The organism is Roseofilum capinflatum BLCC-M114 (assembly GCF_030068505.1).
Classification (GTDB): Bacteria; Cyanobacteriota; Cyanobacteriia; order Cyanobacteriales; family Desertifilaceae; genus Roseofilum; species Roseofilum capinflatum.
This window is the reverse complement of record NZ_JAQOSO010000104.1, coordinates 21,462-45,391: the sequence shown is the minus strand read 5'-3', so window position 1 is coordinate 45,391 and position 23,930 is coordinate 21,462. Positions and strand designations below refer to the sequence as shown.

The 23,930-nt window shown below is 46.3% G+C and carries 23 protein-coding genes; 17 read left to right on the top strand and 6 right to left on the bottom strand.

The annotated features are described in order from the left end of the window. The first annotated feature begins 191 nt into the window (after positions 1-191). The 5 genes from PMG25_RS20410 (at position 192) to PMG25_RS20390 (ending at position 3,431) form a co-directional block, all read left to right on the top strand. Positions 192-623, top strand: coding sequence for a globin family protein (locus PMG25_RS20410; RefSeq protein ID WP_283768740.1), 432 nt, complete (start codon positions 192-194; stop codon positions 621-623). Between the two features lie 3 nt (positions 624-626). Beyond that, on the top strand, positions 627-1,274 hold the full coding sequence (locus PMG25_RS20405; RefSeq protein WP_283768739.1) for a cytochrome c3 family protein: 648 nt from the start codon (positions 627-629) through the stop codon (positions 1,272-1,274). Further along, positions 1,271-2,056 (top strand): cytochrome c3 family protein, encoded by a 786-nt coding sequence (locus PMG25_RS20400; protein ID WP_283768738.1) that lies wholly within the window; start codon positions 1,271-1,273, stop codon positions 2,054-2,056. The genes PMG25_RS20405 and PMG25_RS20400 overlap by 4 nt, the downstream gene beginning before the upstream one ends. Before the next feature lie 30 nt (positions 2,057-2,086). Continuing rightward, complete coding sequence (locus PMG25_RS20395) at positions 2,087-2,743, top strand: c-type heme family protein (RefSeq protein WP_283768737.1); 657 nt, start codon at positions 2,087-2,089, stop codon at positions 2,741-2,743. Positions 2,744-2,828: 85 nt separating this feature from the next. Continuing rightward, complete coding sequence (locus PMG25_RS20390) at positions 2,829-3,431, top strand: hypothetical protein (protein WP_283768736.1); 603 nt, start codon at positions 2,829-2,831, stop codon at positions 3,429-3,431. Positions 3,432-3,465: 34 nt separating this feature from the next. On the opposite strand, the gene PMG25_RS20385 is transcribed toward PMG25_RS20390, so the two are convergent. Continuing rightward, positions 3,466-4,392, bottom strand: coding sequence for a pentapeptide repeat-containing protein (locus PMG25_RS20385; protein WP_283768735.1), 927 nt, complete (start codon positions 4,390-4,392; stop codon positions 3,466-3,468). 126 nt (positions 4,393-4,518) lie between these two features. Between PMG25_RS20385 and PMG25_RS20380 the strand changes: the two genes are divergently transcribed. The 5 genes from PMG25_RS20380 (at position 4,519) to PMG25_RS20360 (ending at position 9,133) form a co-directional block, all read left to right on the top strand. Further along, the gene (locus tag PMG25_RS20380) at positions 4,519-5,937 is read left to right on the top strand and encodes a cytochrome c biogenesis ResB family protein (RefSeq protein WP_283768734.1); all 1,419 of its coding nucleotides are present in this window, start codon (positions 4,519-4,521) and stop codon (positions 5,935-5,937) included. 16 nt (positions 5,938-5,953) lie between these two features. Then, positions 5,954-7,639 carry a cytochrome c biogenesis protein gene (locus PMG25_RS20375; protein WP_283768733.1) on the top strand — a complete coding sequence of 562 codons (1,686 nt, stop codon included), beginning with the start codon at positions 5,954-5,956 and terminating at the stop codon, positions 7,637-7,639. Between the two features lie 19 nt (positions 7,640-7,658). Beyond that, positions 7,659-8,114: a QcrA and Rieske domain-containing protein gene (locus PMG25_RS20370; protein ID WP_283768732.1), complete on the top strand. Its 456-nt coding sequence runs from the start codon at positions 7,659-7,661 to the stop codon at positions 8,112-8,114. A gap of 126 nt (positions 8,115-8,240) precedes the next feature. Beyond that, positions 8,241-8,786, top strand: coding sequence for a hypothetical protein (locus PMG25_RS20365; protein WP_283768731.1), 546 nt, complete (start codon positions 8,241-8,243; stop codon positions 8,784-8,786). A gap of 20 nt (positions 8,787-8,806) precedes the next feature. After that, a complete protein-coding gene (locus PMG25_RS20360; RefSeq protein WP_283768730.1) occupies positions 8,807-9,133 on the top strand; it encodes a hypothetical protein in 327 nt (108 codons plus the stop codon). Positions 9,134-9,236: 103 nt separating this feature from the next. Here the strand turns inward: PMG25_RS20360 and cysK are convergent, their stop codons facing one another. Continuing rightward, on the bottom strand, positions 9,237-10,178 hold the full coding sequence (cysK, locus tag PMG25_RS20355; RefSeq protein WP_283768729.1) for a cysteine synthase A: 942 nt from the start codon (positions 10,176-10,178) through the stop codon (positions 9,237-9,239). A 136-nt stretch (positions 10,179-10,314) separates the two neighbouring features. Beyond that, the gene (locus PMG25_RS20350; protein WP_283768728.1) at positions 10,315-12,942 is read right to left on the bottom strand and encodes an AAA-type ATPase lid domain-containing protein; all 2,628 of its coding nucleotides are present in this window, start codon (positions 12,940-12,942) and stop codon (positions 10,315-10,317) included. A gap of 210 nt (positions 12,943-13,152) precedes the next feature. Here PMG25_RS20350 and PMG25_RS20345 point away from each other — a divergent pair, with 210 nt between their 5' ends. Beyond that, on the top strand, positions 13,153-13,341 hold the full coding sequence (locus PMG25_RS20345; RefSeq protein ID WP_283768727.1) for a hypothetical protein: 189 nt from the start codon (positions 13,153-13,155) through the stop codon (positions 13,339-13,341). 310 nt (positions 13,342-13,651) lie between these two features. Continuing rightward, positions 13,652-14,143 carry a hypothetical protein gene (locus tag PMG25_RS20340; protein ID WP_283768726.1) on the top strand — a complete coding sequence of 164 codons (492 nt, stop codon included), beginning with the start codon at positions 13,652-13,654 and terminating at the stop codon, positions 14,141-14,143. A 52-nt stretch (positions 14,144-14,195) separates the two neighbouring features. On the opposite strand, the gene PMG25_RS20335 is transcribed toward PMG25_RS20340, so the two are convergent. Beyond that, the gene (locus PMG25_RS20335) at positions 14,196-15,686 is read right to left on the bottom strand and encodes a CIA30 family protein (RefSeq protein WP_283768725.1); all 1,491 of its coding nucleotides are present in this window, start codon (positions 15,684-15,686) and stop codon (positions 14,196-14,198) included. Between the two features lie 98 nt (positions 15,687-15,784). Between PMG25_RS20335 and uraH the strand changes: the two genes are divergently transcribed. The 5 genes from uraH (at position 15,785) to PMG25_RS20310 (ending at position 19,635) form a co-directional block, all read left to right on the top strand. After that, positions 15,785-16,147, top strand: a complete 363-nt coding sequence (gene uraH, locus PMG25_RS20330; RefSeq protein WP_283768724.1) for a hydroxyisourate hydrolase — start codon at positions 15,785-15,787, stop codon at positions 16,145-16,147. A gap of 217 nt (positions 16,148-16,364) precedes the next feature. Continuing rightward, on the top strand, positions 16,365-16,874 hold the full coding sequence (uraD, locus tag PMG25_RS20325) for a 2-oxo-4-hydroxy-4-carboxy-5-ureidoimidazoline decarboxylase (RefSeq protein ID WP_283768723.1): 510 nt from the start codon (positions 16,365-16,367) through the stop codon (positions 16,872-16,874). 25 nt (positions 16,875-16,899) lie between these two features. Further along, a complete protein-coding gene (locus PMG25_RS20320; RefSeq protein WP_283768722.1) occupies positions 16,900-18,708 on the top strand; it encodes a metallophosphoesterase family protein in 1,809 nt (602 codons plus the stop codon). A 222-nt stretch (positions 18,709-18,930) separates the two neighbouring features. Further along, positions 18,931-19,146, top strand: coding sequence for a hypothetical protein (locus PMG25_RS20315; RefSeq protein ID WP_283768721.1), 216 nt, complete (start codon positions 18,931-18,933; stop codon positions 19,144-19,146). Between the two features lie 72 nt (positions 19,147-19,218). Next, a complete protein-coding gene (locus PMG25_RS20310) occupies positions 19,219-19,635 on the top strand; it encodes an ExbD/TolR family protein (RefSeq protein ID WP_283768720.1) in 417 nt (138 codons plus the stop codon). 66 nt (positions 19,636-19,701) lie between these two features. Here the strand turns inward: PMG25_RS20310 and PMG25_RS20305 are convergent, their stop codons facing one another. After that, on the bottom strand, positions 19,702-21,411 hold the full coding sequence (locus tag PMG25_RS20305) for a tetratricopeptide repeat protein (protein WP_283768719.1): 1,710 nt from the start codon (positions 21,409-21,411) through the stop codon (positions 19,702-19,704). Positions 21,412-21,511: 100 nt separating this feature from the next. Beyond that, the gene (locus PMG25_RS20300; RefSeq protein ID WP_283768718.1) at positions 21,512-23,842 is read right to left on the bottom strand and encodes a caspase family protein; all 2,331 of its coding nucleotides are present in this window, start codon (positions 23,840-23,842) and stop codon (positions 21,512-21,514) included. Between the last annotated feature and the right edge of the window lie 88 nt (positions 23,843-23,930).

Below are 23,930 nucleotides of genomic sequence, written 5' to 3'. Positions count from 1 at the left end.
CAGCAACCCCCCTCAAAGACTGCGAATATGCATTTTTTGCATTAATTCTATGTATTTTATTGAAAATCCGAGTTTTTTCGTAGTTGATATTACAGAATATCCTAGAACGATCTGGATATATAGAAGTTATATCTCGGACAAGAAAAAAATAGATTTTCTATGACCGGGGCTTTATAAGGAGAACACCAAAAATGTCACTAAAAGTCGAACTCCTGGAAGAAAGCTTTGAAAAAGTAAAGCCAGAAGCTAACGAATTTGTAGAGAGCTTTTATAAAAATTTATTCACGGATAATCCGGAAGCCAAGCCCCTATTTGAACATACGGATATGAAAAAACAAAAGCAAATGCTTTTGCAATCTTTGGTCTTCACAGTCGAAAATTTGCGGAAGCCAGAAGCCTTAAGTGATGCCCTCAAAGGCTTAGGGGCACGTCATGTTAAGTATGGGGCCCTTCCTGCCCATTATCCCTTAGTTGGCGGAGCATTGTTAAAAACCTTTGAACAATACTTAGGAGATCGCTGGACTCCTGAAGTCAAACAAGCTTGGATTGAGGCCTATCAAGCGATTACAACTCTGATGCTAGAAGGGGCTGAATACGACCAAGCAGAAACCCAACTTTCTTAAGTCATGACCAGCAATTCCCAGCGATTTCCTTTCCTAAAAAATCTCCTTCAAGTCAAGACGGCCATTATTGCAGTGGTGGTTTTGCTACTGGTTTGGGGAATTGCTGCGTTTGCCTTAGATCAACGTCAAATCTTTCTTCCGGGAGTGACATCAGACGGCCACACCTTAATTGAAGCCTCCTGTAGCTCCTGTCATGAAGGATTTAAGCCAGTCAGTAATGAAACCTGTATGCGCTGTCATGAAGCGGAGCTAGTAAGCGATGCTCACGGCCCAAAAAAGTTTCGCGATCCCCGTTGGGCAGAATATTTAGAAAACTTAGATGTTCTAACCTGTACCGCTTGTCATGCAGAGCATGTACATATGTTTGGTCGGGGAGTTCACCTGAAACCTGATTTATGTATGGCTTGTCATGAAGGAGTCATTGCCGGGGATATTCCCAGTCATCAAGGGTTTGAGCCAGATGGCTGTTGGACAGCAGGATGTCATAACTACCACGATCATCGGTCAATTTCGACGGGTTTTTTGCGGGAAAACTTGAATCAGCCGATCCTATTACCGAAACCAGAACTGCCCAATTTAGAGGTCACCCTGACCCAGAGCGAACCCCCTAAACCCGATTTGGGTGAAGAGTTTCTGGAGGGTGGAGCATGATGAAGCCGGTGATTGTCGCCCTCTTGTGGCTGGTGGTAATGCTCTGGAGTCATGGGGCGATCGCCTCCCCAGTCTCCTCAGAGCGAGTAACAGAAATTACTCAGCAATGGGAGAACAGTGTTCACGCTCTCGCAGATGTCAACTGTTCCACCTGTCACCAAGTGGGAGAAAACAAAGCCCTTGTGGTTCGTCCGAACCAAGAAAGTTGTCAAAGTTGCCATCAGCAACAGGTTGATACGTTTCTGCTCGGTAAACATGGCATTCGTACTGCTGAAGGACTTTCTCCCTTAACTGCAAAGATGGCGAGTTTACCGATGAAAGCCTCGGCTAGGGAACAGGTGATGGGGTGCAATACCTGCCATGATGTCCATCAACCGGACACCTTTAAGGCTTCTGTGGACTCTTGTTTGCAATGCCATAATGATGCCCATTCTCTCAATTATGGAGACTCGAAACATGGTTCTTTATTTGCTGCATCCGTCAGACTGCCTCGCCCCAGTCCCGATCTGGTGACCTGTGCAACCTGCCATTTACCCCGCACAGTTAACGAGAATACCAATTCCGTGTTTGTCAATCACAATAACACTTATAACCTGCTCCCACGCGATCGCATGGTGAAAGATGTTTGTATGAATTGCCACGGTTTGGAATATTCCTACAACAGCATCTTTGATGATGAGTTAATTGAGGGTAACTTTCACCATCCCCCTCAACAAGATTTAGAGACTCTGAAGTTAGTGAGAACCCTAGAAGAAAAGCGAACCGCTTCAGACTCTGAATAAAAGCGTTCTTCACCCAATGGAAAATAAACTATGCCTATTCTTCAAACTTGGATACGTTCACTGAAACTGAAAACCATCAGCTTATTCATTTTAGCGACAGCCATTTGTCTCACTGCTGTTTCTTGTGCTGGTGGAAACACCAGTAGCTCGACTCAAACCAGTGGCATCGATCCGGCTCTTGTGGTTGATTATATCCATGCCGTCGCTGAATCCGATCGTACTGCCTATACTAAGCATGTGGTGAATCGATTGAAAACCTTAGAAGGGCAAGAAAAACCCAACGGAGTCGTTCCCGCAGAAGCAACGGAAGCTTGGCAAGATGCCAATGGTATTCCTCTGCCCGCGCAAATGTTCCGTTTAGGTGCAGAACTGGCTTCTGAACAAGGTACATTCACGTATGGTTTAATTTCACCTTGGAATATTAATGATGCACAAGCTCCTAGAGGAGAGTTTGAAGAGGTGGGGATGCAAACTGTTATTGATACGGGCGAACCCTATAAAGATTATCGAGAAATTGCTGGTCAAGAATATTACTCTGCTATTTATCCCGATAAGGCGATCGCCGAAGCTTGTGTCACCTGTCATAATAGCCATCCCATCCATAAAGAACGCTATCCCGATAAAATCTTTGAATTGGGAGATGTGATGGGTGGTGTTGTTATTAACTTACCCCTAGAAGGAACTTAATCCATTTTTAGGTTTAATTCAGGGAGGAATCCAACCTTGGGATTCTCTCCCCATTCCTCCACTACAGCGCGAACCACTGTATACCATGAAACCCAAGTTTTCCACCCTCATTGTCTTAACTGTAGTTTGTGCTATTCTGCTCACCCCTTTTGTTTTTAGTCCCAACTATATTCCAGTTCTACGCTTAAATGACTTTGATTTATATTTAACCTTTCAAAGTGACCTTTATAAGCAAATTACTGGCTATTTATCCCTTATCTTTGTCTTTTTAGAAATGATGCTCACCTTTCGCAAACGAGGGAGAAGTTGGAAAATAAAAATCAAAGTTCCCGGCAGTATTCAGTTTTGGAGAAGCCTACATATTTTTCTAGGAATCGCCTTAGTTGGCAGTACCCTCATTCATACTATAGGCGTGCGAGGTTTCAATTTTAATGCCATTTTTCTATGGGTCTTTTTCTTGGTCACTTTATCGGCTTTAGTCGGAGTGGTTGCCGAGACCGGGATTCTCGAATCGACCCAGCGCTATTTCCGATTCAGTTTATCTGCTCCTAGTGGAAATCCAGGCATTTCTAAAGGAGTGTTGATTCGTAACCTACGGGGGATTTGGCTGAACACTCATATTATTTTGGTGAGCATGTTTTTAGCTATGCTTGTTTTTCATATTATCATTGCTTACTATTATCAATAATGACAACCAATAGGTATTGATCGTCATTTTTCCCTTAATGAGGAACATTTAATGCTCCGTTTTTTCTTAACCAACTTTTTTGAAGATCGGTCAACCCTTGAGCATCTGTAAATGTTGCTCCGATGACTTCACAGTTGATCAATTCAACATTTTTCCAGATCGTCTGTTCTAAATTTGCATCTTGGAAACTGATGTTTACTAACTTGACTCGATCAAATACCGCAGACTCTAAATCAGCAGACAAAAAAGAACAATGTTCCAGAACACTATCAGTAAAAGATGCGTTAATACATTTTGCTCCTAAAATTTCTGTATCTTTCATCTGACTCGAACGAAAATCAATTTCTGATAAGTTTGCTGATGAAAAACTAGCATGGTTCCATGTGCTGTTTAAGAATATAGATCGATACAAGTTAGAATTTTGTAAATTGGTTTCGATCAATAAACTTCCGCTTATGTCTGCTTGTGTTAAGATGGCAGATTTCAAGATTGTTTCTGTAAAATTACACTCGATTAACTGAGAGGCGGTGAGATTGGCTTGAGTTAAATTGGCGCGACTAAAATTAGCTTTTTGCGCCTTTATTTCTCTCATGTCTGATTTAGAAAAATTAGCATCAATACCATTTAATTCATCTAAGGTTGCTCCGTAGAGTTTAGTGTAACTTGCTTGCAGCGATCGACCATTGACTCTCTGTAAACAAGCTCTATTGAGTTCAGCATGGGATAAGTTGGCACAAACCAAATTAGTTTCGGTTAAATTGGCTAACATTAAGTTGGCTTGGGAAAAATTTGTTCCTTGACAAAAGGCCCTAGATAGGTTTGCGCCGCGCAGATAAGCTTGAGTAAAATTGCCATCATCGAGAATACAATCTTCTAAATTAATCCGGCTTAATTCAGCCCCTACAAAAGATTCTCCGTTCTGGAGTTGGCTTAAAACCTCTGCGGCTGTGAATAAGGTCATAAATGAAGGTGATATGTGAAAAAACTTTAAATTCTAGTGTATCGCTTAATTGCCCTTTTGCGCTACTTTTGTCATCCTGAATACAACAGGATAGTCTCAAGGGAGTAGGGTAGAGAATAGAAAAAAATGATCATCCTTGAAACCGTTAAGATGAATATACCTTTAATCGGGTTTTTCGGCTCAATCCAATTTGCTGTTCCCCTTCTAGGGAGTATTGCTGCTATTTTAATCGGAGCCACAATTTATGAAGCTCAAGTTGGCTCAAGTGTGGTGCAACATCTGATTTATAAGAGTCCCTGGTTTGGAATGTTGATGTTCCTGCTGGCGGTCAATTTATCGATTTCGGCACTCACCCGCTATCCTTGGCGAGGCTCTCGTAAAGTGGGGTTTGCTTTAACTCATATTGGATTGGTTTTGATTATTATGGGGTCGGCGGGAGTGATTCATTTGAGTTTGGAGGGTATGTTACCGTTACGGGAGGATCAAGGGGCGAATAATCAGATTCGGATTGAGGGCGATTTATTGGAAGTGATGACTCCTGAAGGTGAAACTGAACAAAGGGATATTTTTATCCGTCCCAATGGTTCGATTTCGCCTTCTTCGGTGTTGGGACTTTCTCTGTTAGGTTATGCAGAAAATACGGTAAAAAGGGTGGAGTTTAAAGAGGGAGGGAATAGGAACAATGTAGCTCTGAAGTTTCACTTAACGAGTGAGCGGATGGGACAAGATTTAGAACAATGGTTAGCGTTTGCACCGTTATCTTATCGTAGGGTAAGTTTGGGGCCGGCTGAATTGGTGTTGAGTGCGGTAGAGAGTGAGGAGGTAGCGCAGGGGAAACTCGGAGAACTGGCTGAGGGTTCAGAGGGGAATTATTTTCAGGCGATCGCCACTTCATCTGGTAAACTTTATTATGCGACCCATTCCTCTCAAGGCTTCCAATCCGGTATCCTAGAGGTAAATCAACCGGTTAAACTGGGTTGGGCAGACTTTGAACTTACCCTAGAAGAGCAACTCAGCCCTGCTCAGATAGACCGTCAAATTGTACCAGTTGGCGATCGCACTCTGCCAGGCACTCCCGCTATCCTCGTCGAAACAGAAACGGGAACTCAACAATGGCTCCCTTGGGGAGAACCTACCCCTATCTCCGCACCAGAGGGGGAAATTCTGGCAGCTTTTACCCCTAAACTCTTTTCCCTTCCCTTTCAAGTTGCCTTGCAAGACTTTATCGTAGAGCGTAATGAAGGCTCCGATAGTGTCGCCATGTGGACAAGCAAAATCCAAATTCAAGACTATCATCAGCATATTAGCAGCGATCGCACCGTTTGGATGAACCACCCCACCTGGTATCAGGGATGGAAAATCGCCCAAGCGTCCTGGAATCCCAGAGATTTGCGCCAATCCACCCTACAAGTCAAACGCGAACCCCTCTGGATAACCCTACTCACCTGGACAGGTTCCGCCCTCGTTGTTGTCGGCATTGCTACCATGTTTTACGGTAGAACCATTCAGAAAACACTCAGAAACTTCGACCAAAAACTTACATAATTCCCATCACCTATTTATGAATCCGATCAAATTTTTCATCACCTTAACATTAGGACTGACTCTATGCTTCTTCCCTGCATGGAAAGGCAGCATTTCTAGTCCAGAAACCAGTTATGATGCCCTCAAAACCCTAGCTGTACAACTCGATGGACGCAAAAAGCCCCTGGATACAGTCGCCAGAGAAACAGTTACTCAAATTCATGGCAGTTTAGACTATCAACCCTTAACCGGAGAAAAGCTAGATTATCTCGATACCTATCTTTCCCTATTATTCAATAACCGAGACTGGAACGAAGAACCCTTTATCCTCTTCAGCTATCGTCCCTTAAAAACTCAACTGGGACTCAACCCAGAACAGAAATATTTCTCCTTTGTAGAACTGGTTTCTTCTCCCCTAGGTTCATTGGTTTTGCAAGCCCATGAAGATCAAGCCAAAGATCTCGATTTAACGCGAGACCAACGGGAAGCACTAACTTTAGAAGACCGTTTAGCCGTAATGTTAGAAACGGTGAACAGTACCCAGTTACCCATGATTCCCCATCCCAGCAATCCGAAGGGGAAATGGCTGGGAATCGCTCAGGCTTCTGAATACTATGCACCGAAACAAGTTGAGAGCTTACAATCAACCTATGGCGAACTGAAACAAGCGGTGCAAATTGGGGTAACTTCAGACTTCAATGCACAAGTTTTAGGGCTGAAAAAACAACTGGTATCCTTAAGTCCTCAAGTTTATCCTCCTGAAGATAAACTAACACGAGAAGTCCATTTTTATGGACTGCATTGGTTTACTAAAGCCTGGATTTTGTATGCTTTAGGATTCCTGGTAATGTTGGTTACCCTGGCCTGGGAAAAGTTACAAGCCTATTGGGTGGCATTAGGGTTATTTTGTAGTGGGTTAGCGGTGCATGGATATGGGTTTTGGGAGCGGATGCAAATTGCAGGACGACCCCCAGTAACCAATATGTATGAATCGGTGATTTGGGTGAGTTTAGGAATTGCAGCGATCGCCGTAACCTTTGAATTCTTGCATCGTGCTAAATATTACCTCTTGGCTGCTGCCCCCTTATCTGTCTTGTGTCTGATATTAGGCGATCGCCTCCCGGCCGTCCTCGATCCCAGCATTAAACCCCTCGTTCCCGTTCTCCGCGATAACTTTTGGCTCAGTGTCCATGTGCCCACCATCACCCTCGGTTACGCCAGTTTTGCCCTCGCCTTCGGCTTCGCTCATCTGCTCCTAGGAGCCTACCTATTCAAGCCCACCGCCAAAGACTGGATTAACCGCCTCTCGCGCTGGAACTATTCCATCCTCCAAGTCGGCGTACTTTTCCTGACCACCGGGATAATCCTCGGTGGCATTTGGGCCCACTTCTCCTGGGGACGATTTTGGGGATGGGACCCCAAAGAAACCTGGGCATTAATCGCCCTCATATCCTACATTGTGCCCCTACACGGTCGATTAGCCGGTTGGCTCGGCAACTTTGGCATGGCGATCGCCAGTACGATCAGCTTTAATACCATCCTCATGGCCTGGTATGGCGTGAACTTCGTCCTCGGAACCGGACTACACAGCTACGGCTTCAGTACCGGAGGCTCAGAACTAATTATCGGTAGCCTCATCACCCTAGATCTCCTGTTTGTATTAGTAGTAGTCCTGCGCCAACAAACCCTCAAAAACCAATCCCAATCTCCAGCCCTATCCTAAACATCAACCCCCACCCACCATGGAACGTCGTTACTTTATCAGTTGGATGACCCTAAGCGCACTCGCGAGCGTCCTCCCACCCACCCTCTCCGCTTGCAACTCTGAAACATCCCCAACTCCCCCCAGCAATAACAGCCCTGATATTGATACCTCCATGCGCGAAGACGGATTTCAAGCCCTCGGTACAATCCCCCAACTCGAAACCCAAGGAACCATCCTAGACCGACGAAACGCCCCCAAATCCGTCCTTATTTTCCGCCATCCCCAAACCCAAACCATAGTCGCCCTCAATCCCATGTGTCCCCATCAAGGTTGCACCGTCAAACTGTCCGCCGATGAAAACCGATTTGAATGTCCCTGTCACGGCTCCGAATTTGGTTTAGATGGTGCAGTTCTATCCCCTCCTGCCGAAAAACCCTTACCTTATTTTGAAGTCAAACAGGAAGGAGACTTAATTTTAGTCAAAACCCAGTAAGTGATAGCGCTTCGCCCTAGGCAATAGGAAAAAGCTTGTATTGCTGAGGGTCTAGAGCTTCAAGCTGTACTCTATAAAAGAGAGATCGTATAATTATTTTAATGTTCTCATTTGAATTGAACTCAATTGACTCAGAGCCAGCGCATTTTAATTTGTACCCTAGTCGCCTTAGCTTCCAGTAGCTTCGGTTTTGCTATTGGTGGCAATTTTCAATTTCAATCTAAAATGCAAGCGTGCCAAGACTATTCTTGGGGATTTAACAATGTCTGTCAACTCTGGGTAGGCCCCAGTTCTTGGTTACAAGGAAGTACCACAGGAGCGTGGGTAGGCATGGTTTTAGGGGGATTTTTAGCCGGGTTATCCACCTCTACAAGCCAGCAAAAAAATCATCAAGAAAATTGCCAACTAACAGCAGAAGAACAAGCCAATCTAGAACGAGTCTTATGGTTTCTAGAAACAAAAGCTATGGGAGTCGAGCAATTAACCAGTAGAGAGCGATTAATTCTGGCCTTGGGAATGCAATTAAGCCAACATAAACTGAGAGAACAACACACCACAGAACCTTTGGAATTAGAAACCGTTGAGCAACTCATATCCAATTTAGGGCAAAATCCTCAGATTTCTGAAAAACTGACCAGCTCAGAAGAGGAGAACGACGAGATCGGCCCATGATCGCCCATCTAATTTTATCCATGTTAATAACCGTTGCGATAGCCATTCTGGGTATTTGGTTTGCAGGACTCCCCGGTTATTTTATCATTTGGCTATCCCAACCCTTTATCCGGTTTTGTTTTGGTCAAAGGGCCCTATCTAATTTGAATCCGGAAGAAAGTTTTGCCGCCATGTTTCTTGTCTCTCTCTTCTGGGGATTTAATGTTCTACCTGCCTATTTAGTAGCATTTATTTGGTTGAAAGAATATACCCTGATTAGTCAAATTCCCATTTTTGTAGGCGTGGTTTATGTAGGGAGTATGATCGTTGCTCTAGTGAGCTATGGTTGGGTGATGGGTCATCGGTAATACAGCACTTTGTGCTGTTATAGCGCTTCGCGAAGCGTGTATTTACAATAATCTGTAGGGGCGTTTCATGTCGCGAAGCGCTGTATGGTATTTAAGCGAACTTTTAATAATCATCCATTCCAAACAATGCCGTACTCAAATAGCGCTCCCCTCCGCTCGGTTGAATCACCGTAATCATCTGGCCTTGATGCTCTGGACGTTGGGCAATTTGTAGCGCCGCAGAAACCACTGCCCCCGTAGAAATACCACTGAGAAGGCCCTCTTCCTTGGCTAAACGGCGACCGATATCATAAGCTTGCTCCTCGGAGATGGTTATCACCTCATCAATCAGATCAACCCGCAGGACATCGGGGACAAAGCCCGCCCCAATCCCTTGGAGATTATGGATACTGGGTTTTTCTCCACTTAAAACGGCACTGGTTTTCGGTTCGATCGCCACAATTTTAAGGCCTGGCTTCTTTTTTTTCAAATAGCGACCCGCTCCCGTGAGGGTTCCCCCCGTTCCCACCCCCACTACCAACACATCTAGCTTACCCTCCGTATCTGACCAAAGTTCCGGCCCCGTGGTTTGGTAATGGATTTTCGGGTTGGCAGGATTACTAAACTGTTGGGGAGAAAAGGAATTAGGCGTACTTGCGAGCAACTCATTCGCCCGTTGAATGGCTCCCGCCATATCCAAATGACTCGGAGTCAACACCACCTCTGCCCCATAAGCAGTGACCATCTGTTGACGCTCGCGGCTCATATTCTCTGGCATCGTCAGAATTAAGCGATAGTTTTTCGCCGCGCACACCATGGCCAAGCCTATTCCCGTATTGCCGGATGTGGCTTCAATAATCGTAGATACGCCAGGGGTAATGAGTCCCGCTTGTTCAGCCTCTGTAATCATGCTGAGGGCAATACGGTCTTTAACTGATTTTGCCGGATTCATGCCCTCTAATTTCAGGACAATTTCGGCTTGACAATTAAAGGCTTTGGGCAGGTGGCGCAAGTGGACTAGGGGCGTTGCGCCAATGAGTTCGGTAATGTTTTGGTAAATTTTCATGATCGATTAGAAATTAAAATGGTTGCCCTCATCCCCCAACCCCTTCTCCCACGGGAGAAGGGGAGTAGAAGTCCCTCTCCCCTGGGAGAGGGATATAGGGAGAGGGCATTGCCAGTTCAGATCTCAAATGAAAACCCTATAACAGCAGTTGGAAAAAGATAAAGGTTAATGCTGCCATCAGGAATAGATGGGGCAGGTTGCTCCAGAGCGGGCGTTGGGTAATTTTGAATAGGGGATAGATACTCAAGGCGATCGCCGCCAATAGGGTTACCCCTTGTAAAAAAGATGCCACATCTCCACTCCAGGTCAACACCGGCAAAGCCGAACCCGAAAAGCCAAACGTGCGAGCTGTAACAGGCAGCAGTTGCCCGGCTTCTGTCATGGCTGCTGGGATATAATGGGCTAAATTGGCTCCCAACGTCATCGGTAGATAGGCGTAGATGGTGACCAAATAGGGGGGCATGTCCCGGTCAAAGAATCGGGCGATCGCATGAACCCCATAGGTTAAAAACCAAGGAATACTCAGCAACACCAGCACCACCGGCAAAGCCATAAACCAGGGTTGTCCGGTAATCAGAGCGCTATCGAGACCAAAAAAGCCTAAAATGCGATCGCCAGAATGCATAAACACCCCACCGAACAAAAGCAGCAACAGCGCCACTTCTGCCCAAAACGGCTGATGATTTTCCAGCAAATCCGCCGCCACAAACCGCAAGTTGAACTGTACCGAGCGATTCGGACAAGCCTTTAAGCAGGTCATACACAGCACACAATCGCGGTTATCCCGCAGTTGGGCTGGATGGGAATAGAGGGGACATCCCCCGGTAGCTTGGCCCTCATTCGGTAGGGAGTCGGCAAACGTCACCGGAGTCGCATCACTGCCTTTGTAACAGCCAAACGTGCTGCATTGACTGCCACAAATTTGCTGAGTCGATCGCAACTCCGTCAAGGCCAGTTTGGCAAACATACCATTCATCCCACCAATGGGACAGAGATACCGACACCATAAACGGCGCTCATAAATCAGGCTACAAATCACCGCACCGGCAGTAATAATCAGCAATAAATCAGAGGAGAGATGGGGCGTATGGGGCAAATCCGCCAGTTTCTCCCAGAGATAAATGGCCACAAACCCGGCCCAGAGTAGCCATGCTCCCCAGCGATTCATCCATTTAGTCGGCCAAGGGAGCAGTTTACGGGGCCAAATCCATAGAGAGATTTTTCTGATCCATTCTCCCGTCACCATAAACGGACAAACGGCACACCACAACCGACCAATAATCGGGAAAAGCAATAGATAGAAGGGCCACCACCAGGCCCAAAAGAGATTGAGCGTCATGCTAGAGTCACGGGTTTGGGGGCCCAGATAACCCATGAGGGTGACAGGGATAAACAGGAGCATGACGATAACCCAGAACCGTTCTGGCCACCAATCACTGAGCAGAAATCGACGCAACCAGGGCAGTTGATTGAGTAAATCGACACGAAAGGCATTTTTTTTCGATTCAACCGACCAGAGGACTTGTTCGGAAATAATGTCTTGTTCGGGAGGAGTCATGACCACCGCCCGTTTGAGGATGCTTTCGAGTTCAGCAATATTGGCGGGATAGTCGTAGCTAATCAGACGGCGTAAATCCGCTTGACTGAGTTTTACGGGCGATCGCTGGCTTTCTTGGCAGTATTTATCCAGGAAATAGCGGGCAAAACTAGGGATATCCAGTTTGCGCTGTTTCAGGGAGGAGAGTTTGATCGAGTGACTGGGGATATCCCCCAAGGAGAGGGAGGAGGGACTACTGAGGATCAAGCGTACCCAGGACTGGATCGGGGGGCCTTCGGGGTTGGGGGTAAGGGTGTTCGTTTGCAGATAGTCTAACAGGCGATCGCGGTCTTTTTGGCTCAGGAGCTGATAATTGGCAATTAACAGGGTTCCTCGCTCCAGTAGTTCAATTACCCCCAATTGTTGACCCACCCGGCCAAACAGATTATCTGTATTCAGGGCCCCACTCTCATCACGGGGAAGTAAGGCACAGTCAATTTCAGCCCAAGGATGGTCTTTAATCCCCGAACGGTGATGAATATAGCCCGCGAGAAAGGTTTTTCCGCCTCCGGGAGGGGATTGGAGTTGAATCGGTTTCAGGTCTAGGGTCGCTTTTTCAATCTGGGCGGCCAGTTTTTGGCTGACTTTACTTTTGCCGATAATCAGGTTATCGGTGGGGATGGGACGAATAAACGGTTGTAATCCTTGGATGCGGATTTGTTCGGTGGCGATGCGATTTGCAAAATGCTCTAAATCTTGAGCTAGAAAGGTATTGAAGGCTTTTTCGATGGGAGGATATTGATCGGTGAGCTGCTCAAAGTCCGTTTGACTGAGAAACCAGAGTTCACTTTTGGCGATCGCCACCGCATTCGTATTATAAGTCGCCGTTTTTTGGTTCAGAGCTAAAGGAATATAGCCAAACAGTTCCCCCGCGCTGTAATAGCGAATATGGGTTTTGCCCACCAAGGAAGAGCGATAAATCTCTACCGAACCCCATTTGATCAGGTATAACCCAATCGGTTCTAGACCTTCATGATAGATGTCTTGGTTGGGTTCGACTTTCAGCAGACGTAGGGATTTGGCGATCGCCTCAATCACCTCATCGCTCAATTGCCCCCATACTCGATGGAAGCTTAACCAGTCGATACCGTCTGTAATCTCTGTTGCTTCTAGGGATACATCTTGCTCTGGATGGGGCTGTAACGGGAGGAGTGAACTAGGAATCATGCTATCTGTGCCCGATGTGGCTCAGATATCATTGTAATATAGTTATGCAGTTTTTGATTGATGGATGTTGGGGCTACTATAGCAAACCTAAATGAGTTATGTAATGGCTGCCCACCCTAATGCCGTGACAACCCTAAAATGGTGGGTTACGGCGGATTGAGAGATTGCTATCACAGTCTAGGTTTTAGCCGCCTAACCCACCCTACGCTAATGCACTATTTTAGCTGTGTCACGGCACTACACTCTTTTGGCTATACTCTTGTGCCGGAAGGTTTGATTCATAATTATAATGGCTATGAGTTTAAGATTGCGCCCGCTTTAGAGGGATTAGATTTTAATCGTAATTATCCCTATTATTGGCAACCGGAAGGGGAACAGCAATGTTTGAGTGACTGGTAAAATCGTAAATCCCACTTTTTGATACAGTCCAACCACATACAGCAGTTTTCGCTGTTATGGTGTAAAGTCTTAAAGGCTCAAAGCCATGTACCACAACCCTATTCCCTATTCCCTATTCCCTAGCGCGTTCATGTCCGCGAAGCGGAAAGCGCTATAAACAAACTCAGGATCGCAGGTCGCCCTCAAGATATAAGGTGTAGAATCATCAACATAAGCAAATACACTTTGCAAAAGCTGTTTCGCTATTAGGCATCCTTAATATGAGTCACTCTTGTAGAGCCAGATATAAGTTGGTTTAATGAATGCCCTCATGAGAATCTTACCCTACGATCACTTTACCCTGAAAACCTCAGTGACCATACCCGAACTGATCCATCACCTAGAAACTCGCATTGAAGAACCCAAGATCTGGGAATGGAGAAGTTCTGGTACTCATGCGCCCTATCGCGGCACACTTTCCCCAGATGGCTTTAAGATTCAGCGAGTCATTCACTATCGCAACTCCTTTTTACCCCAGATTCGCGGTCGATTTGAAGCCTTACCTGATGGTACAGCCGTTCATATTACCCTCAGTTTACATCCATTCGTTAGTTCTTTTCTGCTCTTTTGGGGGTCTTCCTGGTTGAGCATTTCACTCCTGTTTTTATTCTCTGCGTTGTTCTCAGACAATGTGGGTCTGGACACTCTTACATTTATTCCCTTTCCTATCATGGTTCTCTTTTTTTTCTGGCTGATCTTTTGGTTTGAAGCCGATCGCGATCGTCAAGACTTAACTCAAATGATTACAACCCTCCATCAATGATGGGGAGGGAACCGACTTGATTCGTCCAATTTCCCTCCGCCATTCATCCGGTTTAATCCTGACTTAAACCCACCAACAACCGATCCCAATCCTGCATCTCTTCACCCAGTTTGGCTTTCACTTCAAACGTTAAATTACAGGCTTGCGGTTGGGACAACACCTGAAGACACAACTCGGCAATATCCTCGCGACTAACTTGCCCGCGAATATTATCCCCTTGGGCAACCTCTAACCCATTGCCTCCTGGAGTTTCTATCAGGGCACAGGGGCGAATAATCGTATAGGGAACTCCACTTTCTCGGATGGCATTCTCGCCGCGCAACTTCCAGGTTAAAATGCCCCCAAGTTGGTCATTCAGCCTGACTGCGGGCGGTTCTTCCTCCAGATTCAAACCCGGTCTTCCGGGACGAGTCACCCCAGCCGAACTAATCTGCACAAACTTCGGTAATTTCGGCCCTCCATAGGCGCGAATGGAGCCAAGTTCTAGACCAAAGCGCCCCGCAGAAAAGCGAGGATTGAGATCGCCATCATACTCAAACTTACTGAGCATTAGTTGGATGGCATAGGTCTGACTGGGGTCAAATGGCGGTGCAGTGGGTAGAGTTTTGGCGCGAAAAACGGGAATCAGGCGATCGAACGGAATATCCACGGTCATCCAAGTATTATTCAACGTATCAAAGGAATAGCAATAACTAATTCCATCCCATCGCGCCTCATTGCGGAGAATAAACTTATAGCGCTTACCATCCCCTTGCACGCGCAGACTAATCCCTTCATATCTAGCCAGATTCAGACAAGGCTCAAAGTTTTTGGTGCGAATGGAAACAAAGCCGCCAGAATTAGCGGTAGACACTTCTCCGGTAAATAAGCCACAGTTGGGCGTGATGCGTAGCTCGCTGGAACTGACTCCCCCCATTACCACATCATCAATGACTCCCCAAGTCGTTCTTAAACTCGGTGAAGGATTGGTAAAATCGAAAATCATCCGCTCATCGGCGCGACCTAAATAGGGCCCCACCTTGCGGATCAGGTTTTTCATGCCGTTATATTCCACCATTTCCGGACTATCCACTACTTCCGGCAGATAGAACTTTACGCCTTGATAAGATTTTTCTCTGTTGGGGGTATCGCCCTCGACGGGTTGCACGCGAGTCCCAGAACAGCAAATGACAGAAATGACATCTTGCATCATTTCCGGTTTCAGAGTTTCCGGAATGGTTAAATCCGCTTCAAAGAGTTCAATCCCTTGACCTAAAATAGATTCGGCTCGTTTTCTGTCTCGCACCAGAGCGCGGACGGGGATTTTCCGTTCCACTAAACGGCGAATCACCCGTTTGCCCACTCCACCGGTGGCTCCAACAACTAGAATTGTACCCATAGCTCGTCCTTTTGGCGGTTGAGGTTGTCTGGTGAGGGTGCGTAACCCACGCTGAAGATCGCTGAGAATCGGAACAACTTCAAAGGTGTTTAGGGTGTCGAGCAATCGATTAAAATCCCAGGGTTTGCGACTGGTTTCAACCTGAACAGGAGTTTTAGAAGCCATTCTCTTAGATTGTGTAGATCGTCCTTGTTTATCTTAACGAAGAGGGGCAAAATGAACGGAAGATTGAGTAAGCCAGGAAATGGAGTCAGGATCAGGATATGGTGGGTCAATTAACAACTCATGTATTGGATACGGCGCAAGGTTCTCCCGCAGTAGGGATGGTATTGGAGTTATGGGCAGTCGATCGCAAGTCGCCGATTAAAACTCTGCTCAAACAGACCAAAACCAATGAGCAAGGCCGAACCAATGTTCCTTTATTGGACGATGGCGAGTTGGAAGTTGGCACTTACGAATTAGTTTTTTTTGTTGGTGATTATTTTCAACGGGTAATGGTCAATTTACCAGAGCCGGTATTTTTGGATGAGGTTCCGATTCAGTTTGGAGTCTCTAATCCCCATAGTCACTATCATGTGCCTTTGCTGGTTTCTCCGTGGTCTTATACAACGTATCGGGGGAGTTGAATAGGGAATGGGGAATAGGGAATGGGGAATAGGGAATGGGGAATAGGGAATATAGCGCTTCGCGCTAGGCAAAAGGCAAAAGGCAAAAGGCAAAAGCTTGTATGGCTTAGGGTCTAAGGCTTGAAACTGTACCCCATAGAAGAGAGAATTGCTATAGTCAAGCTTCTCTTGTCTACCCTACCCGCTCCTTTAATGTAATGGATGACCTAGATTCGATATGACGTATACGATCGCCCAGATTAATCAAATGAGTCAAGGGGAGTTTGTGGAGACTTTGGGGAGTGTCTTTGAAGATACTCCAAAAATCGCGGCTCAAACGTGGCATAAACGGCCATTTGGAGATCGGGAACATCTGTATCAGAGCTTGATCTCCCAGATGCTGGAGCTGAGTGAGGCGGAAAAAATGGCGTTAATTCAAGCGCATCCAAATTTGGGGAGTCGCCTGAAAATGGCTCCTGATTCGATCGCCGAACAAGCCGGTGCAGGATTGGATCAATTGAGTACCGAGGAGTACGATCGCTTTGTGGCTCTGAATCAAGCCTATAAACAGAAGTTTGGCTTTCCGTTTATTATGGCGGTGAAGGGACAGACAAAAGAGGCGATTTTGGCGGCGTTTGAAGTACGGTTAAATCACGATCGCCAGGTAGAGCGGGAACGATCGCTAGAGGAGATTGCTAAGATTGTACAGTTTCGGTTAGGCGATCGCTTGGTGAATGAGGTTAATTAAACGTTAAGGTTAGGGTTGTGAACCAATGACTCGAAGCGGGCGGTGGACTAACGGTACAATTCTGTTGATTAGCACGTTAGTGTTAATGGTTTTCGGTTGGCTCAGTGGTATATTGATCTCTCCTCTAGTTTCTATGTTTCCAGATTATCTATTAACCGATCCCTTTTTACAATTTCCCACTGAAACAACGGTCAAAGTCGTGTGGTTTACCCCCTTTCCCGGAATTGAACATCGGGTGATTTATGGGGAAAACTTAGAGCGTCAAGTGACGGCAACAACGACAAAACTAACCCGCACTCGTGAGGATAAGTTGTCCCATATTGACGAAATGGTATTAGCAGAGCCGCCAAAGTTTCCCGTACTCCGAGATATTTGGCGACATGAAGGGGAAATCACGGGATTAAGTCCTGGGGAAAAATTGCCCTATGAAGTGATAAGCGTCCATGATAATCGTCAGGAACTGAGGAGCGATCGCTTTACCTTAGCCCCCAGTCCCCAACCGGGAACACCCTTAAAAATATTACTCACATCAGACCACCAACATAAGCCCATGACCGCCGCTAATATAGAGAAAGTGGGGGAAACTCTGGGATCAGTTGATGCTATTTTCTTTGCTGGAGACTTAGTAGATATTGCTGATCGCGCATCTGAGTGGTTTGACGATCGCCGGGGTAGTGCCTTTTTCCCCGTGCTGCAAGGACGGGCGAATTACGGCTTAGAAAAAAATGGGACAACGACAACCTATACAGGAGCCGCTTTAATCCAAAATTCGCCCCTATTCCCGGCTTTGGGCAATCATGAAATTATGGGACAATGGTCTGAGGAACAAGGATTAAACGATCAATTTAATGGTTCCTATCCTCGTGTCGTGGCGCAAGCTGATTATGAACGGCAAGCAGATCGAATTAATCCCAGTGGAGATGAGAATATTAAAAATGCTTGGATTAAAGATCGCAGCTTTAATAGCGATACTTATCAACAAATTTTTAGTTTACCGGACAGTCCAGGCAATGGCCGATATTATGCCGTTACATTTGGTGATATTCGGTTAGTCGTTCCCCAGATTACGAATATGTGGCGATCGCCGAATTTATCCGCCAATACTCAAGGACGCTTTCGGGAGCGCGATCGGGACTTAAATGAACCGGAAAATTGGGGCTATGGGCAACATATTTTTGAACCCATTACTCTGGGAAGTCCTCAATATGAATGGTTAAAAGAAGAACTCAATTCCCCAGAGTTTCAACGGGCAAAATACAAAATTGTCATGTTTCACCATCCGCCCCATTCCCTAGGGGAAAATATTGTGCCTGCTTATACTGATCCGGTGCAAATTGTGGATCGAGATTCTGCCGGGAATCCCTTAGTGATTCGCTACGAATATCCGAAAGAAAATGATTACATTATCCGCGATGTTATTCCCTTATTAGAAGCAGCGAAGGTTGACCTGGTATTGTATGGTCATTCCCATCTGTGGAATCGATTTACTAGCCCCACAGGAATCCACTTTTTAGAAACCTCTAATGTGGGCAATACTTATGGCGCTTATCTGGATATGGAGCGATCGCGGCGTTATGTTCCCCCAGGATATCAACCGGAATATGCACCTGTAGGCGATCCCAATGGCTTAGAGCCGATTATCCCTAACCTCGCTCCGCTCAGGGATAAGAACCAAGCTTTACCCTATGTTGCCAGTAATGATTTGACGGTGTTTAGTCTTTTAGATACCGGAACGGGAACGGTGAGCAGTTATATCTTTGATACCCGCAACCCTGAGTCTGAAGTGGTGAAGTTTGATGAATTCACAATTCTGAATATGACAGCTTCTCCCTAAACTGAATCGCGATCGCTTCTCCCATTGATGAAGAAATATTAACTTTTCTGTCTTAATTACCTGCGAATGGGCAAGAATTACTAAGAAAAATCACAGTATATCAACAATATTAAAATTTAGAGCCTTCATAGGTTTCACGTTCATTAAAACTTGCTTAAACAGCCCCAAAAAGTCTGATCCTCATGTTAGATTTCAATGGAGAAGTTCTCAGGAGAGAGAATCATGAATACATTCGATTCATCTAGCCTAAGCCTATTGGCTGAAGAAGATTTAATAGAAAAGTTCTCTAGAATCTATAGCACAGGTTTCATTAGTTCGGATGAGTATCATCGCTTAGAATCCTCGATTTCCTCCTCTAGACTTGAGGCGGAAGAAATCGATATGATCAGTCGTCTTCGTCATGCCATTAAGCGTGGATGGGTGAAAACGATCGCCTAAACCCGATGCGCTTCCCTAGTCTGAAGGGCATGAGATACACTAGGGTTGGCAATTTACCTAGACTCTCGTCCCATGCGTTTAGTTGATGACGATCCCGATCTACCGCCTCAAATCAACATCTTGCCGATGATTGATGTGATCTTCTCGATTTTGACGTTTTTCATGATTGGGACGTTGTTTTTAACTCGAAATGAGGGATTACCGGTTAATTTGCCCCAAGCAGGAACCGGAGAAGTTCAGCAGCAGGAGCGGATTACCATATCGATTGATGCCGACGGAAATATTGCTCTCAACGAAACCATGATTCCTTTAGAGCAACTCGAAGCGGAAATCATTCAGGTGATGCAAGAGAATTCATCCCAGTTAGTCGTCTTAAAAGCGGATGAGGCGATCGCCCATGGACGGGTGATCCAAGTTATGGATACACTCCGACAAATTCCAGGGGTGCGTTTGGCGATCGCCACGGAACCCTTAACAATTAACAATTAACAATTAACAATTAACAATGGGGAACGGGTAACCTTTACCCTCTTCCCCGGTTCCTCCTCTCCTCTTCTAAGACGCAGGAGTAGCGACTTTTAACTCTCCAGCCATGATCCGCTTAAACACTTGATGATTGCGAACCGATTCTAAATCCGCATCATTTTGAGCCAATTCCCGATACATGGGATTAATTTTAATGGCACGATGCAAACTAATCAGAGACGACTTTTGATCCCCCATCAAGGCATAACAATAGGCTTTATTGTAATGGGCGTTGGCATGATCGGGTTTGCATTTGAGGGCTTCATCCAGACTCGATAGAGCTTCTTTATAGCGTTTCAGTTTGCCGAGAGTATATCCCCGGTTATCCCAAGCTTCATATTTATCCGGTTGCAGCCGTAGGGCTTGTTCGTAGGAAGAAATCGCCTCTTCAAAGCGCTCTAATTTTTCTAGAGCGTTACCCCGGTTATTCCAATAATCCGCTTTATTCTCTTCTAATTCGATCGCCCGATCGTAGGCTTTGAGGGCCTCTTCATACCGTTGCAATTCATACAACACATACCCTTTGGCATACCAGACTTCCGGATTATTCCCTTGTAAACCGAGAACCTGATTATAGGAATCTAAAGCCGGTTCATAGCGCCGCAGTTGGGCCAAAGAATTACCGCGCTGTTGCCAGAGCAAGGGATCGTCGGCGCGATATTGAATCGCTTTATCATAGGCAGATACAGCTTCTTCATAGCGCTGAAGTTTCACCAAGACATTCGCTAAATTCATCCAAATCAGGGGGTCAGATTGTTTATAACTAACCGCTTTTTGATAAGATTCTAAAGATTGTTCATAGTTTTGTAATTTGGCCAGGGTTCCGCCGCGATTATTCCACGCTTCCGGGAAATTTTCCCGTAACTTTAAGGCCTGATCGTAGGAAGCGATCGCCTCTTGATGGCGGCCGAGTTTCGCTAATGCACCGCCCCGGTTATTCCAGGCTTCGGGAAAATGGGTTTGATGGGCGATCGCCTGATCGTAAAGGGTAATGGCCTCATGATACCGACCTTGCAAAAATTGTGTATCCCCTTGCCTGAGATACTCATTAGCCGCCTTAGAATAGGACGGCGGAGGGGGAGGTTGTACGCCATTTGTACCATTAGCTCCATTCTCACCATTGCTGCCATTCGTCTGGCTGTTGCCATTTTGCACTGCATTCGCCGCTTGAGTTAAACGGGGCAAAACCTCTGCCAATTTCTGATAGACTTCATTCTTGGCTTTTTCTGTCTCAGCCGCAATTCCTTTTAATTCAGAGACCGCTTCTGATTTGGCTTGATTAATTTGTTGTTCGGCTAATAATTCCTTCTCCGAAATCGCCTCTAACACCGTTTCCGCAGAGCCGATTGTTTGTTTAATAGACGACACAGCATCCTGTTGAAAACTCGCTAACTCTTGTTTGTGCAGTTCGGTTTGTTGTCTTAATCGTTGTAGCTGTAGCCAAAATCCAATGGTGACCAACGCAAAAAACAAAGCTAAAAAGGCCACAAACAGGGCATTCATCGACACCAGGGTACTAAAAAACGTGGCTTCCACCTCATCCGCGATCGCCTCTCGCACCTCAGAATCTAATCTTCCCCCTTGAGCGATGAGCTGTTCTTCTTGTCGGGTTTCTCTCCCTCGACTCTGCTCGGTGACCATCCCTTGAGCGGCTGAAGGTTCAACCCCTACCATATTTCCCAGTCCTCCCGTAGACCACATCAGGGTAGAGAGGATCAATGCCATCTGATTATTCATCATACGATTGAGTGCCAATGAGTGCCAATGAGTGCAAAACCTGCAAGATGTCTCCAAATTATCCCATTTTCAGTTTAATTGACGAGTGCATTTGCACACATTTCTAGACTACGCGGTAAATAAAGCTTAATGAACACCAAGCCTTAACGGACAAGGCATAACTATCTGGTTTGCTCCATTCTGGCTCAATTTCTGCACGACTGGCCTGATGTAAATCCTCTAAAACTGCTTTGGCCGTCGCTCCGGGGTTTTTCACTGTTCCCGATAAACTTTTAGCTCCTGCCGAAGCCTCTGCTAACTTCAAGACCTTAGCGGTTTGAGTAAAGGGAGCCACACTAAAGATCACTTGAGTTTGGGCTAATCCTTGCCCACAGCATACTGTCCATTCTACGGGGGCGATCGCCTCTGGCAATACAATACTTTCACCTGGAGGAATCACCAACTGTTGATTCTCCATGGCCAACTCAGGTTCAGTTTTGTCCCCAGAGCTAGGAGTCGCACTTTTAGGAGAGATCGAGACCTTAGACGGTTGAAAGATCTTTAACATCCCAGAATGATCCCAACCCAACAACAGCACGTATACCGGCCGATCTTCTTGGTTATGGAGACGATAACCAATTTGAGTGCCAATCTCTAGATTCAACAAAGAGGGCAGTTTAGCTGTCGAAGTTCGCGGCAGAGGCGATCGCGGCGGTTCCTGTCTAGCCAGCAGTTGCCGTTCGGGGTTCAGTTTCTCTAAGGTTGCCCGCACCGCCAAATAGGACGATCCTTGATTGAGCGTTAACTGTAGCAGTTTCATACCCCAGAGAATATCCAGGGTAGGCGTTAACCGACGAACGGCTGTTTTCACCGCTTCATCCTTTTCTCCCAGAGTCTGGGGAATCAAGTCTAAGCCAGGGGAAAAGAGGCCATAGCTGTTGTGTAGATTGGCCCCTTCTGATAGATCGGAATGCTTCACTTGACTAAATACACAATTGACCGCTTGACTTGATTCCCCTAACACCACGGTAGACACATTGGGAATAGCAGAAAAGGCACTGGTGGCATCCACCCGTTCAATCCGTTCTAAATCCTCGCAAATACCCACGACTAAGTTGATAGAACGGGAGAGAAAACGTACCGTTTCTTGGATGAGGGCCCCCTTTTGGGGGTGCGGTGGGTTTTCTGTGTTAGCAATAGTAACCGCTTTAGCTTTTAAACCTTCAATGGAGCGCAGTTGAATTCGGCCGTTTGCGTTTGAGTCAGATTCAGAGTCTGGACTGGGGACGATCTGAAACAAACCATGGGGTTGATAGTTATTCAGAACTTGCGGATAGAGTCCTCCCAGCCATAGGGTTAAGGTTTTGCCATCTTCGGCGATCGCCTCGATTGTCCCGTCTGCCCCCTCCCGATCCAGGGGTTGCCATTGGCTAATGGTTTGGCTCGGTTCCTGACTCTTGCTCCCACTGAGCCGGGGTTGTTCGCGATCGCCGGCCAGTTGTTGCACCTGATTAGAGACCGTCGCTAAACTCACCGGTAAACGAGTTCCAGGAGTTGCTAACCAGAGATTTTGAGTTAAGCCATAGGTTAATAATCCGGCACTAAAGCCACGCCATTGACTCTCAAAAGCCTGTTGCCCCCGCACTTGACTCGGTGCAGGGGTGACTCCTTGTTCGATGGGGCGTTGAATGGGCATAGCAGCAGAAATGACCACCCCAGGTAATTGGCCAAACCGACGCTGAACCCGCAATTGTTCCGCATCCGCTTTCAGATTGTTTCGCAGTTCATCTTGCAGCGCTTGCACCTCTGGGGTCAGTTGAATGGCGCTACTTTCCCAACTCGGTTTCCCACTTGGATAAGAGCGCCCCCGTAAGACCCCCACCTGTTGCCGATCCAGGGTTGCATAGCTAGTATCAAGAATCGTCACCACTTGAGAGGTTTTCAGGGATTTGAGCAACAGTTGTAGGGTAGATTCTAGGAGATCGTTAATTGGCCCTCCAGAGGCTTCTAGGGCATTGCCATCAATGGGGACTAAGCTACTTTGTAGCTCTACTGGACTCTCTCGAGTCTGTACGCAGCGACCATAACCGCTAAAGTGGAAGACCACCACATCATCGGGCCCCGCTTGGGAAATCAGATGATTGATAAAGGCGGATTCAATTTTTTCACGGGTAGCTTGTTCATTGGTGAGGGTTAACACATCGCGGGAACTAAATCCCAGGCGATGGATTAACAGTTCCCGTTGCAGTTCCACATCGGTTACGCATCCTTGTAATTTAAGATTCTCTTTCAGGGGATATTGATTAATGCCCACCAAAAGGGCCAACTTCCGAGACGTTGGTTTGGCGATCGCCGCCAGAGTGCGATCGCTCATCTGCCATAAACTCGCTTCACTTATGCCTAATGTGGCTAAGGCTAACCCTGCCTGCTGTAGAAATTCCCGCCGCTTCATCATCTGCCATCAGCTCTGCGCTCTCCGCTATCAGCCTATCAGCTTTTTAGTCCTTTTTAAGCTTGCTGGTCTAGTCGGGTGAGCATTGCCC